This window comes from Cyclobacteriaceae bacterium (assembly GCA_025808415.1).
Lineage (GTDB): Bacteria > Bacteroidota > Bacteroidia > Cytophagales > Cyclobacteriaceae > UBA2336.
The window spans coordinates 1,067,298-1,080,868 of the sequence record CP075525.1 but is presented as its reverse complement, the minus strand read 5'-3'; the positions used below and the strand labels follow the sequence as shown (position 1 = coordinate 1,080,868).

General features: G+C 36.3%; 18 protein-coding genes. All 18 read left to right on the top strand.

Features of this window, described 5'->3' with window-relative positions:
* The first annotated feature begins 4 nt into the window (after positions 1–4).
* The 18 genes from KIT51_04995 to KIT51_04910 all read left to right on the top strand — a co-directional run bounded on the left by KIT51_04995 (position 5) and on the right by KIT51_04910 (position 13,167).
* Positions 5–298, top strand: coding sequence for a type II toxin-antitoxin system HigB family toxin (locus KIT51_04995; protein UYN87620.1), 294 nt, complete (start codon positions 5–7; stop codon positions 296–298).
* Positions 299–303: 5 nt separating this feature from the next.
* Positions 304–660 (top strand): helix-turn-helix domain-containing protein, encoded by a 357-nt coding sequence (locus tag KIT51_04990; GenBank protein ID UYN87619.1) that lies wholly within the window; start codon positions 304–306, stop codon positions 658–660.
* 33 nt (positions 661–693) lie between these two features.
* Positions 694–1,761 (top strand): proline iminopeptidase-family hydrolase, encoded by a 1,068-nt coding sequence (locus KIT51_04985; protein ID UYN87618.1) that lies wholly within the window; start codon positions 694–696, stop codon positions 1,759–1,761.
* A 228-nt stretch (positions 1,762–1,989) separates the two neighbouring features.
* Entirely contained in the window at positions 1,990–2,508 is a 519-nt protein-coding gene (locus KIT51_04980) for a hypothetical protein (protein UYN87617.1), read from the top strand.
* A gap of 484 nt (positions 2,509–2,992) precedes the next feature.
* On the top strand, positions 2,993–3,400 hold the full coding sequence (locus KIT51_04975) for a hypothetical protein (GenBank protein ID UYN87616.1): 408 nt from the start codon (positions 2,993–2,995) through the stop codon (positions 3,398–3,400).
* Positions 3,401–3,468: 68 nt separating this feature from the next.
* Positions 3,469–4,281, top strand: a complete 813-nt coding sequence (locus KIT51_04970; protein UYN87615.1) for a hypothetical protein — start codon at positions 3,469–3,471, stop codon at positions 4,279–4,281.
* Between the two features lie 194 nt (positions 4,282–4,475).
* Positions 4,476–5,276, top strand: a complete 801-nt coding sequence (locus KIT51_04965; GenBank protein ID UYN87614.1) for a hypothetical protein — start codon at positions 4,476–4,478, stop codon at positions 5,274–5,276.
* A gap of 186 nt (positions 5,277–5,462) precedes the next feature.
* Positions 5,463–5,891 (top strand): hypothetical protein, encoded by a 429-nt coding sequence (locus KIT51_04960; protein UYN87613.1) that lies wholly within the window; start codon positions 5,463–5,465, stop codon positions 5,889–5,891.
* Between the two features lie 3 nt (positions 5,892–5,894).
* The gene (locus tag KIT51_04955) at positions 5,895–6,521 is read left to right on the top strand and encodes a hypothetical protein (protein UYN87612.1); all 627 of its coding nucleotides are present in this window, start codon (positions 5,895–5,897) and stop codon (positions 6,519–6,521) included.
* A gap of 887 nt (positions 6,522–7,408) precedes the next feature.
* Positions 7,409–8,347, top strand: coding sequence for a proline iminopeptidase-family hydrolase (locus KIT51_04950; GenBank protein ID UYN87611.1), 939 nt, complete (start codon positions 7,409–7,411; stop codon positions 8,345–8,347).
* Between the two features lie 289 nt (positions 8,348–8,636).
* On the top strand, positions 8,637–8,930 hold the full coding sequence (locus tag KIT51_04945) for a type II toxin-antitoxin system HigB family toxin (GenBank protein ID UYN87610.1): 294 nt from the start codon (positions 8,637–8,639) through the stop codon (positions 8,928–8,930).
* 5 nt (positions 8,931–8,935) lie between these two features.
* Positions 8,936–9,292: a helix-turn-helix domain-containing protein gene (locus tag KIT51_04940; protein ID UYN87609.1), complete on the top strand. Its 357-nt coding sequence runs from the start codon at positions 8,936–8,938 to the stop codon at positions 9,290–9,292.
* A 33-nt stretch (positions 9,293–9,325) separates the two neighbouring features.
* Complete coding sequence (locus KIT51_04935; GenBank protein UYN87608.1) at positions 9,326–9,919, top strand: hypothetical protein; 594 nt, start codon at positions 9,326–9,328, stop codon at positions 9,917–9,919.
* A 173-nt stretch (positions 9,920–10,092) separates the two neighbouring features.
* Entirely contained in the window at positions 10,093–11,091 is a 999-nt protein-coding gene (locus KIT51_04930; protein UYN87607.1) for a hypothetical protein, read from the top strand.
* Entirely contained in the window at positions 11,091–11,270 is a 180-nt protein-coding gene (locus KIT51_04925; protein ID UYN87606.1) for a hypothetical protein, read from the top strand. Before KIT51_04930 ends, KIT51_04925 begins: the two co-directional genes overlap by 1 nt.
* 54 nt (positions 11,271–11,324) lie before the next feature.
* On the top strand, positions 11,325–11,618 hold the full coding sequence (locus tag KIT51_04920) for a type II toxin-antitoxin system HigB family toxin (GenBank protein ID UYN87605.1): 294 nt from the start codon (positions 11,325–11,327) through the stop codon (positions 11,616–11,618).
* Between the two features lie 5 nt (positions 11,619–11,623).
* Positions 11,624–11,980 (top strand): helix-turn-helix domain-containing protein, encoded by a 357-nt coding sequence (locus KIT51_04915; GenBank protein UYN87604.1) that lies wholly within the window; start codon positions 11,624–11,626, stop codon positions 11,978–11,980.
* A 167-nt stretch (positions 11,981–12,147) separates the two neighbouring features.
* Positions 12,148–13,167 carry a hypothetical protein gene (locus KIT51_04910; protein ID UYN87603.1) on the top strand — a complete coding sequence of 340 codons (1,020 nt, stop codon included), beginning with the start codon at positions 12,148–12,150 and terminating at the stop codon, positions 13,165–13,167.
* Positions 13,168–13,571: the final 404 nt, after the last annotated feature.

The following is a 13,571-nucleotide window of genomic DNA, read 5'->3' as shown; positions in this document are numbered from 1 at the left end:
ATACTTGAGAGTAATTGCTAAAAAGGTACTCCGAGAGTTTTGGACTAAACATTCGGACTGTGAACAACAACTTAAATCTTGGTATCGAGAAGCTGAAAAGAGTGAGTGGAAAAATACCAATGAAATCAAAAAGGAGTATCCAACAGCAAGTATTCTTGGGGACAATAGAGTAGTTTTCAACATAAAGGGGAACAACTACCGACTAATTGTTAAGATTAATTTCCATTATCAAATGATGTGGATTCGATTTGTCGGGACTCATAAAGAATATGACAGAATTGATGCGAATAAAATTTGACGACTATGAACTTAAAACCAATAAAAACTAAAAAGGACTACCAACAAGCATTGGACAGACTTGAGCTAATCTTTGACGCAAAAAAAGGAACAAAGGAAGGAGACGAACTTGAGATATTGGGTATTTTAATTGACCAATACGAAAATGAACATTTCCCAATTGACCTACCAGACCCAATTGAAGCGATAAAATTCAGAATGGAACAACTTGGTTATACTCAGACAGATTTAGCGAAAGTCGTTGGACTTAAGAGTAGAGCAAGTGAAATACTAAACAAAAAAAGAAAACTATCGTTGGACATGATTAGACAGCTTCATGAAAAATTAAATATTCCGACAGACGTTTTAATACAAGCCTACTAAAACGGCACAAACCGCCAACACCGGGTTTGTTTAATGGCGGGCGACACAGTCGCCCGTAGTGTCAGCAAGTTTATTTATATTCGTGTAGGCGGACAAATCCGTTGGATTTATCCGCCACTAAACAAACCCAACACGTTGCCGGCAAGGCTGTCTGAAAAAAATATGAAACTATTATTAACTATAGTAATCACGATTTTCTCTTTTGTGACAAAGGGACAGCAATTAGATAATACTGAAAATCAAGACCAAGATAAAAAAGGAGTTAAATACATAGACTTAAAAGAGGGATACAAAATTTGGACGAAAAGGGTTGGCGATGGGAAAATTATTATTCTTTTAATCCATGGTTCTGGTAATAACCATCATTGCTTCGAAATTTTCCGCGATAAATTAGATTTAAAAAAATATCAACTCATCTATTACGACCAACTAGGGTCTAACAATTCAGACAAACCAACTGATAGTAGTTTATATAACATTGACAGATTTGTAAATGAAGTTGAACAACTAAGAATTGACCTTGAATTAAATGAATTCTACATTCTAGGCCACTCTTGGGGTGGTGCCTTAGCAATGGAATATGCAATTAAATACCCTAACAATGTAAAGGGGCTAATCATCTCCAATAAGGGATACAGTACACCAAATTTAATTAACTCACGAGTAAAACTTTGGAATGAAATAGCCAAAGGATACGCCTCAGGGCAAGAAATTATTAAACAACTTGAATCAGGCAAACAAGTTTCTGATACATCGACATTAAAAAAAATTGACCTCGATTTCGAAAGAAGATACCTTCGTACAATACAACCAATACCTGAACCAATGGTTAATTCAAGAAAGAATAATAGAAGATTTTACATTACTAATTATTCATCTTGGGACATATACGATAGACTACAATCTATCAAAGAACCAACACTATTAATTGGTGGGGACCGTGATTTTGTAGACAAACATGAACTCTTTCAGATGAAAAAAGTAATTCCTGATAGCTATATTTTTATTTGTCCTAATGGTGGACACTTTTCCTTTTGGGATGATAGCGACAACTATTTTAGAGAAGTTGAGAATTTTATTAACAAAACTGAAAATAAATAGTCGTGAGAATCAGCCCAGCCGGCAACACCGTGTTTATTTAATTGCGGGGTTCGGTGTTGGCTATCAAGTTTTGGTTTCTTAATTTAGTCCGCTGTAGGCGGACAGTTGCGGAGCAAGTCGGGCTTAACATTCCACTGCGTTCCATTTTTAAGCCCTCCTACTCCCGCAACTAAATAAACACAAAACGTTAGCGGCAAGCTTTCTCGACAAAGTAGAACACGATGATAAATGGGACTGAACGACAAAATATCGGAACATTTTGAATTGACTGTTGAAAACTCTACTTCGAGAATACTTGCAGACCTTTCAGAACAGAAACAAAAACAGACTTGGACTGACTTCATCTTCTCTGACCAAATTGACTTCAAAGAAATTAAAGTAAAAGACAATCGACTTGAGATATTAAGAATACCAACTGTACTGAATCCATTCAAGGCACACGGACGAATAACCTTTGACCTTTCTGATTCTGAAAATAACACGGTGACAGTTAAGTGCAAAATATTACCACAAGACGGTATTTTTCCCTACGTACTTGTTTTCTACTTCGGGTTTTTCACACTGTGGACAATAGCTTGTTTCTTAATTGCGTGGGGTGACTTAAAAGTATTATTGCTTGTAATTACTGGATGGACAGTTTTCGGACTAGTAATATATTTGGGACTGCTTTATATTAAGAGTGGACTCCGAAATTACTCAAGACGAATCGTAAAGGAATTAATGACTGAGAAGAAAGCCAGCCGCTAACAAAAAGTTTATGCCAGCTGCTGGTTTGGTGTAGGTATCAAGTTTAGTTTTCTTAAATTCGTTCAGCCACGTGGGACAAAGACGCGCTTCGAAAGCCGCAGCCGTCATAAACTCAAACGTTGTGGCCAATTGGGTTTAGACACCGAGACAATGGGTTGGACAATAAGACAAAATCACATCATAAATAAATCGAAAAATATTAAGTAATTACTCAAATATTCAAATCAAGACTTCATGACAACTAAAGAGATAATTTCGAGAATTAAACATAGTGTAAAGGAAGCGCACTCCTTTTCAGAGAGCTTAGGAGAGTCGAATTCAATACACCGTGACTACTTGTTGAAATCCTTAAGTGATATTCCACCCTCTGAGATTCAGAAGGGTCTCATTGAACTAAAGGAATTAAATGAAATTGAATTTGGAGATAATTCCGATGTAATTCTTTTAACAAAAAATTATAAGCACTAACAAAATCCACAAAACTATGAGACGATTGCTACTAGCTTCAGCGGCCTTGTTCATATTCTCATTTTCATTGAGCCTGGTTCAATTGAGTTGCTCTGAAAGCGCAGACGCATCTCCAACAATGACTGAGATTAGTCAACTGAACAAAATTATTGTTTGCAGAACCTACTCTACGGATGCTGAAATTTGGATTGCCAACTATGATGGAACAGAATACAATAAAATTAACATAACTTTACCAACAGGAATTAGAATGCTTACACCGACAGAGGTAAGGTTGTCTCCAGATGGTCAAACTGTTTTCTTTAATGTAGCGGAAAATAATACGATTGTTCATATTTACAGTTGTAGACTTGATGGTACAAATCTGAAAAAAGTAATTAGTGGCAGTAACAGTGATTCACCCTTTTTACGTGGAGCATATTAGTTTAGTATTCAAACAAGACCGGTTCAAAAGATTCAGTCAATTGTCAAATCAAAACGCCAAATATTTTTATGGGTCTCTTTGACTTTCTAAAATCACCAGAACAAAGAAAACAAGAAGAGCAAATGAATAAACTCTTCAAGGAATTATTTCCAAATGGTGACGCGCAGCTTAATACAGAAGTTCAACACGTTAGAGATTTACTTGAATTTAAATATACAAAGGAATCGGTTAAACAAACTTACCTGTATGCGTGTGCTATTTACTATTTGTCAGACGACAAAGATTTACATGAAGTTGTAGGTTCAATTCTCAGAAATGACAAAACATCGGTTACTAAAGAAGATGCCATTAAAATATATTTTTATCTACAAGACAAATTCGCCAGAGATTCATTCGCGAAATTAGCAGATAAGCTAAACAACTTATCTGATGGTTATAAACTTTTCATGATTGCTAAAGGTGGAATTGTCGAGTTGAAAAAGGCCTATAAGGATTTAAGTGACAAGGGAAAATTTGAAGTTATCATATTTAATACCCTAATAGTGTTACAAGGCTATCAAGAAAAATTTCCTTTAAAATATGACAAAGTTTCCGATGACTTGTTTACACATATTTTCAACCAAGCACGTGAATATCAGATAACAATGACAAATGAAAAACTTAGAGATTTTATAAATAATAGATTTAAATTCTATTCAGATGAATTGAATGAACAATTAATTAATCCAAATCATTTGCAGACAAAAGTCTTTAGTAATTTCTATAGACAACCACTCGCAATACCATCTGGTGACGACCACGACTTATTTGAATATATGGAGTTCTTTCCTGCCTATCTTGGGATGATAAACTGGGTAAGACAAAGAATTGAGAATTTTTAATTAAAGACCCAACTGGCCACAACACCGTGTTTATGCCAGCTGCGGGTGATGAGTTGCTATGTAGTTCGGTTTTATTAACTTCGTTCACCCACGGGGGACAAAGGCGGCTTCGAAAACCGCAGCCGTCATAAACACAAAACGTTGTGGGCAATTGGGCTGGCTCCGTGGACAATGACGACAAAACAAAAAAGTAAATGATAAGAGAACCAAGACAAGTCGGACTTAAGACAATCCTTGATTTACTTAAACAAAAACGACTTCATTTTACTGTTGGACTAATATTTACATTAATTCCTTTTGCCATTGGTGCAATATTTTTACTTGTGACTACGCTTATCGATTCTGACTTACCTAACGTGGACTATGACAGCGTGAACAAAAACGGAAAGCTGACGACAGCAACAATAACTGACATTGAAACGCAAAGTAACATTACAATTAACAATGAACACCCTTCAATTATTAGTTACAAGTACAACGGGGACAACAAAGAAATAGAAAACCAATACAGGACTCTTGACCCAGACAGGATTAATCGAATGAACATCGGGGACACAATAGAAGTAAAGTACCTAGCCGACACTTCAATAATCGTTGGACTCGACCCATTTGAATTTCCGTTTGACATACTTTTTAAAATATTAATTCCATTCCTAATTATAGGACTGACATTGTTAGGACTATTGTACTTGAGAGTTCGTGGTGCGATAAATCTCTACAAACACGGAGAAATAAAGGAAGCAGAGATTGTTTCAATGACACCTAAAAACGGACTTCCTATTTCTGGTATTGGTCAAGGTGTGACAGTTCATTACCAATACAAAACAGCACGGGGACAAAGTATTCTTGGTGAATCATTCACGAGTGACTATACAGTACTTAACAACAAAAAGCAGGGAGACCTGATTAAAATATTCGTGTCTTCGGACAACGACTCAAAATCGTGTTTGATACCGAAACTTGACCAAGTAAGAAATAATTGGAAAATAGATTAGTGAAAGCCCAACAGCCCACAACACCGTGTTTATGCCAGCTGCGGGTGACGTGTTGTTATGAAGTTTAGTTTTCTTAAATTCGTTTCGGCCACGTGGGACAAAGACGCGCTTCGAAAGCCGCAGCCGTCATAAACACAAAACGTTGTGGCTCATGCCTAAAATAATAATTAACCTAACTACAAGATTATGAAAATTTTGACTGTAAAAATTAATCGAACTTTTCTACTATTATTAATCCTAATATCCTGTGATAATGGAGAAGGCGAAAAAACCTACACAGACATAACAGGGCAATGGAAGTTTACAAGTCCTTCATATTCTGGGGAGTTCAATATTGTAAAATCATTAAATGGAAATTTTACAGTTGAAGCCGGTACATCCTTTAAAATTAATGGACAGACATATCAACACACATACGGGCACGATCTCGACTTACAATCAGGACTTGAAATAGAGCTAATTTTGCTGCAAGGAGATGAAGGATATCTAGCTCTTGACGAATTATTCTATACCGGAGATTTTAAAAAAATGACATCAACACTCCAATACATCGTTACATGCAGTTCCTGCATTCAGGAGAGCACCAATGAGGATGTGACTATAACAAGAAAATAACTTATGACAGAAGCTGAATTATTATATAAAAAAAATGAATACTCTAAAAGGCATAGTTTTTGGACTGCTCAGGCGTTAGAACAATTTGGATATTCTATAAATTTATTCACAACTATAACCATAGGCTTTTTAGGTTATTTGGTGTCAATCAGGGACAAATTTCCTGACTTACAGTTCTATTGGGATGGAGAAATACACTGGCCGCTTGTCCTTTATTTTTCAACATTAATTACTCTCTTTATCTCAATAGCTATAGGATTCGTATCAATTTTAAGTCGGCTAACAGATTTTAGAATTTCACGACACTTAAGTCTCACTAGAAAAAGACTCCTATCACAGAAAAAGAACGTAGAAGAAGACAAAATCGAGGACAAGGAAAGACTAATTAATAGCGGAATAAGTGATACTTCAAAGTATTCATACTATGAAACCTTTAAAAATAATGTCATTAAAAAAATTGACTTCATTAACCAAACTGATTTTAAGAACATTGAATCAATGAAAGAGAAATTTGAAAGACTAAGAGCTGAATCCAGAATTCTTGGTGACATAACTTGGGCTGCCCACAAGACTCAGATAATATTTTTCTTGATAGCGATTTTTATGTATTGTATTACATTTATAAAGTGAGGTGAAGGCACGAGCCACAACACCAGGTTTGTTTAATGGCGGGCGACCGTGTCGCCCGTAGTGTAAACAAGTTTACTTATATTCGTGTAGGCGGACAAATCCTTTGGATTTATCCGCCACTAAACAAACCCAAAACGTTGCATGCAAGGCGTGGACAAAGAATTCCCAAACGATAATACAACGTCTTAACTACAAAGATTTAAATTAAAAAAACAGTTGATTTTGTAAACTGACAAAGACTCGTCTCATTATTTGGATTTTGACATTATTGAAAATTAGGAATTAGTTTAAGAGAGGTGGCGACCGACCCGTAAAATTTCATTAGGATTCGCGCGAAGCGCGAATTTTTTTACGGTTTGACAAAGGAAATGCGGAAGACTCAGAGTCTTGAAAAAATTTTGAACTAACAAGACTAGAAATCAACTTAGGACTTGAAAAGACTTCTAAACCAAAAAGACTCACAAACTAAAAAGGAATCACTAAATATCAGACTAAAGGAATTGAATTTGACTAACTAAGAGAATTTGGAATTTAGAGAACCTAACGACTTTGAATTTATTTCTTTACAAAACACTTGTACTCGGAGAGCTTAAACCAAAGAATTAGGAGTTGTTACATTGGACGGATTCCGTCCTGACCTAAATTCAGACTTGGGATTTGGAGTCGGTTATGAATTTTGACTGTAACGTAACGACTTAGATTTGTCTACAAATAACGGTCGGACTGAATCCGCCCAGCATGCAACAACGTGTTTGTGTAATGGCGGGCGACTGTGTCCTAAGTCATTATTTTCTATAAATTCAGCTTGGTGTAGGCGGATAATTTCACTTTCTTTAACCGCCAATACACAAACACAAACGTTGCCGGCAAGGCTGTCTGAAAAAAATATGAAACTATTATTAACTATAGTAATCACGATTTTCTCTTTTGTGACAAAGGGACAGCAATTAGATAATACTGAAAATCAAGACCAAGATAAAAAAGGAGTTAAATACATAGACTTAAAAGAGGGATACAAAATTTGGACGAAAAGGGTTGGCGATGGGAAAATTATTATTCTTTTAATCCATGGTTCTGGTAATAACCATCATTGCTTCGAAATTTTCCGCGATAAATTAGATTTAAAAAAATATCAACTCATCTATTACGACCAACTAGGGTCTAACAATTCAGACAAACCAACTGATAGTAGTTTATATAACATTGACAGATTTGTAAATGAAGTTGAACAACTAAGAATTGACCTTGAATTAAATGAATTCTACATTCTAGGCCACTCTTGGGGTGGTGCCTTAGCAATGGAATATGCAATTAAATACCCTAACAATGTAAAGGGGCTAATCATCTCCAATAAGGGATACAGTACACCAAATTTAATTAACTCACGAGTAAAACTTTGGAATGAAATAGCCAAAGGATACGCCTCAGGGCAAGAAATTATTAAACAACTTGAATCAGGCAAACAAGTTTCTGATACATCGACATTAAAAAAAATTGACCTCGATTTCGAAAGAAGATACCTTCGTACAATACAACCAATACCTGAACCAATGGTTAATTCAAGAAAGAATAATAGAAGATTTTACATTACTAATTATTCATCTTGGGACATATACGATAGACTACAATCTATCAAAGAACCAACACTATTAATTGGTGGGGACCGTGATTTTGTAGACAAACATGAACTCTTTCAGATGAAAAAAGTAATTCCTGATAGCTATATTTTTATTTGTCCTAATGGTGGACACTTTTCCTTTTGGGATGATAGCGACAACTATTTTAGAGAAGTTGAGAATTTTATTAACAAAACTGAAAATAAATAGTCGTGAGAATCAGCCCAGCCGGCAACACCGTGTTTATTTAATTGCGGGGTTCGGTGTTGGCTATCAAGTTTTGGTTTCTTAATTTAGTCCGCTGTAGGCGGACAGTTGCGGAGCAAGTCGGGCTTAACATTCCACTGCGTTCCATTTTTAAGCCCTCCTACTCCCGCAACTAAATAAACACAAAACGTTGGCGGTTATGCCTCCAGAACGTCCAAAAATCAAGAAAAATACGTAAAATAACATTTCCCAATACGGGAACTTTTGCGTACCTTTGACAAAAGATTAATACTTGAGAGTAATTGCTAAAAAGGTACTCCGAGAGTTTTGGACTAAACATTCGGACTGTGAACAACAACTTAAATCTTGGTATCGAGAAGCTGAAAAGAGTGAGTGGAAAAATACCAATGAAATCAAAAAGGAGTATCCAACAGCAAGTATTCTTGGGGACAATAGAGTAGTTTTCAACATAAAGGGGAACAACTACCGACTAATTGTTAAGATTAATTTCCATTATCAAATGATGTGGATTCGATTTGTCGGGACTCATAAAGAATATGACAGAATTGATGCGAATAAAATTTGACGACTATGAACTTAAAACCAATAAAAACTAAAAAGGACTACCAACAAGCATTGGACAGACTTGAGCTAATCTTTGACGCAAAAAAAGGAACAAAGGAAGGAGACGAACTTGAGATATTGGGTATTTTAATTGACCAATACGAAAATGAACATTTCCCAATTGACCTACCAGACCCAATTGAAGCGATAAAATTCAGAATGGAACAACTTGGTTATACTCAGACAGATTTAGCGAAAGTCGTTGGACTTAAGAGTAGAGCAAGTGAAATACTAAACAAAAAAAGAAAACTATCGTTGGACATGATTAGACAGCTTCATGAAAAATTAAATATTCCGACAGACGTTTTAATACAAGCCTACTAAAACGGCACAAACCGCCAACACCGGGTTTGTTTAATGGCGGGCGACACAGTCGCCCGTAGTGTCAGCAAGTTTATTTATATTCGTGTAGGCGGACAAATCCGTTGGATTTATCCGCCACTAAACAAACCCAACACGTTGGCAGCAAGGCATATGAAATTTCTAACAATAGTGTTTCTGTTTACAGTTTCGATTAACACTTTTGGACAACAGATTATATCCTATGAGCAAAAAGCATTTGACTATTACAGAAATAATATATTGACAGAACACCCCTTAAAAAAACGTGCTACATTTTATTCAAAAATTGAGACAGTAGAACAACTATTCAGTTTCCCGAGATGTCTAGAGAATATAAATATTGAAAAATGGAGTGAATACATTTCAATGAGTTCAAAGAATTCTAAAATAAAAGTTATTGACGCCACAGGTGACAAGAGATTTAAACACAAAAAAAATGGGAAAGGAAGTTATCCTAGAGTTTTTTTAATAGCTCCTTTCAGCAACGATGAAAATCAAATTATTGTGACAATCATTGAAGTACATCGATGGCATGGTAAAACATACCATATTGAAATGGATAAATATGGTCAAGTAATTAAATGGTGCAGTGGAGGATGGATGGTTTAATATGCCCAGCTGCCAACACCAGGTTTGTTTAATGGCGGGCGACCGTGTCGCCCGTAGTGTCAGCAAGTTTATTTATATTCGTGTAGGCGGACAAATCCGTTGGATTTATCCGCCACTAAACAAACCCAAAACGTTGGCAGTAATGCATCAATAAAATATTCGTCTTCGAAATAATGACACAAAGAATAGGGATACTTATCATTATAGTTTTTGCTATTGGACTAGTAAGTCACGCTCAAACTCCTGGACAACCAAAGCAACTAAAGGTAAAGGGGACTTATATTCATTCACCGACAATGACTGAATTCCCAGAGAATATAGATTCTTACCAAAGACAAAGTGTTTATTCGTTTGACAAGAAAAAGGAGAATATTGGCTCCACATATAAGAACGGACAAACCACACTCTCAATTTACCTATATCCCGCTGGTGATGGAAACGAAGGACGACTGAGAAATCAATACTTAAAAGCTATGCAGGACATGGCTAACGTATCAAAAAAAGGACTTCATGCCACACAAGGGTATAAATATTATAAAAGTGATGGATATAAAATTAATGGTTTTAGTGCAACAACTCCTGATTACCCCAAATCACAATTAACCCTATTTGAATGTGGTAAATGGTTTTTCAAGGTGCGTATTACAACTGACCAATTAGACACAGTAGCAATTAACAAATTAGAAAAGGAATTACTAGATACGTTTAATCCCATTAATCTTGTTAAGGACAATCCACTGGATAGTAAGGCAAATGTCTATTTTGAAAGGGCAGCATTCAGAGATTCATTACTAATTGGGTCAGCAATGGGAAGTGCCTTTAAGAAACTTGAATGGGCTTTAGAAAATGTAGATTCCCTAGAAAGAGCCTCAGGATTTCCTGATTTATATCTGGACATGCATGTAGAATCACTGAAAGCATTCGTAGACTTTGAAAAGCGACAAAACATCTCAAATATTCAACAATTCACTAGAGACTACGTGGACGAACTAAATCAAATTATTGACTCCGGATTTCTGGAAGAATTCATCTTAGAACAATTTAGCATGGTAATGATATTCAAAGACAGAGAATTAGATTTTGATTCCTATGCTAAATGGAAAGAACAATATCCGACAAAAATAAATCTTAATGAGAGATTTTATATGCTATCGTACAAAGCAAAGGACTGATGCACTACTGCCAACACCAGGTTTGTTTAATGGCGGGCGACACAGTCGCCCGTAGTGTCAGCAAGTTTATTTATATTCGTGTAGGCGGACAAATCCGTTGGATTTATCCGCCACTAAACAAACCCAAAACGTTGGCGGTTATGCCTCCAGAACGTCCAAAAATCAAGAAAAATACGTAAAATAACATTTCCCAATACGGGAACTTTTGCGTACCTTTGACAAAAGATTAATACTTGAGAGTAATTGCTAAAAAGGTACTCCGAGAGTTTTGGACTAAACATTCGGACTGTGAACAACAACTTAAATCTTGGTATCGAGAAGCTGAAAAGAGTGAGTGGAAAAATACCAATGAAATCAAAAAGGAGTATCCAACAGCAAGTATTCTTGGGGACAATAGAGTAGTTTTCAACATAAAGGGGAACAACTACCGACTAATTGTTAAGATTAATTTCCATTATCAAATGATGTGGATTCGATTTGTCGGGACTCATAAAGAATATGACAGAATTGATGCGAATAAAATTTGACGACTATGAACTTAAAACCAATAAAAACTAAAAAGGACTACCAACAAGCATTGGACAGACTTGAGCTAATCTTTGACGCAAAAAAAGGAACAAAGGAAGGAGACGAACTTGAGATATTGGGTATTTTAATTGACCAATACGAAAATGAACATTTCCCAATTGACCTACCAGACCCAATTGAAGCGATAAAATTCAGAATGGAACAACTTGGTTATACTCAGACAGATTTAGCGAAAGTCGTTGGACTTAAGAGTAGAGCAAGTGAAATACTAAACAAAAAAAGAAAACTATCGTTGGACATGATTAGACAGCTTCATGAAAAATTAAATATTCCGACAGACGTTTTAATACAAGCCTACTAAAACGGCACAAACCGCCAACACCGGGTTTGTTTAATGGCGGGCGACACAGTCGCCCGTAGTGTCAGCAAGTTTATTTATATTCGTGTAGGCGGACAAATCCGTTGGATTTATCCGCCACTAAACAAACCCAACACGTTGTGCACAATTGCCTTTAAATAAATAGAGTTATGTATAAAGAGAGACTTGAGAATTACAAGAAAATTGAAGGACTAAGAAAGTCCAAATTACTTGTTTATGTAACGGGGGACAGACCCGGAATGGAGACTCAGATTCATCCGGAGATTCTTGACTACTTTATAGACCACCTTGACAAATTTGGAAAAATCAAAAAGGTGACGTTATTCCTATACACCAGGGGTGGAAATACTTTGGCAGCATGGAGTTTGACAAATTTAATACGACAGTTTTGTGATGAGTTTGAAGTAATAATTCCTTCAAAAGCACAAAGCTCGGGGACATTAATTTCCCTTGGAGCAAATACGATTGTCATGACAAAGCAGGCTACTTTGGGACCGATTGACCCAAGCTTAAACGGACCGCTAAATCCACAAGACCCAAGAATACCGAATAACCCGACAGCCAGAATACCTGTGAGTGTTGAGTCGATTAAAGGTTACATCGCTTTAGCACAACAAGACTTAAAAATAAATTCACCGAATGAACTTAGTAACCTATTGGTACACCTTTCAGAGAAAGTTCACCCTCTATTATTAGGTGATGTTTACAGGTCAAGGACTCAAATTCAAATGCTTGCCGGCAAACTATTGTCAAAGCAAATGGACAACAAAGAAAAGATTGAAAAAATAATTGCATTCCTGTGCAGCGACTCAGGGAGTCACGATTATACAATCTATAGACGTGAGGCACGTGATGAGTTAGGATTGAACATTGAAAAACCGGACGATGCTTTCTATAAAATAATTAAAGAAACGTATGACGACATTAAAGCGGAATTGCAATTGACTAAACCTTTTGACCCAAATGCAATATTAGGGGCAACGAATAGTGCTGCTTACTCCGCAAGAAGAGTGCTAATCGAGAGCATTGACGGTGGGACAGATGTTTACCTAAGCGAAGGGACATTAACAAAGCAGTTGCAAAATATTATGCAGCCGCCTCCGTTACCTCCGATACAGAATATCTTAATCAACGACCAACGAAATTTTGAAGGTTGGAGACATGAGTAATTTTACTAATTTAGCAACTCTAAGCATTGAAAATATGGTCAAAAACACAAATTTTGACAATCAGGTCAACTACGACACGCACTCATCAAGCGGTTCAAAGTATTCAGACCCAAACCAATCATCTTCTGACCCGACAAGTTTGTCATACCTGATAAGGAATAAGCAAATCATACAGTTTAAAATTGCTATAACTCCTGACAAAGAAGTTAAGGAGACAATTCAAGAAAAAAAGTAATCCCACAGGCAACTGTGCACAACAGCAGGTTTGTGCAATGGCGGGGTTCGGTGTCCTCATTACTTTCGGTTTCTTTATTTAAATTGTGTCGTGGGACAGGTAGCAACTGGTCGGTCTTAGCATTCCGCTGCGCTTCATTGCTAAGCCCTCCTATGCCCGCCACTGCACA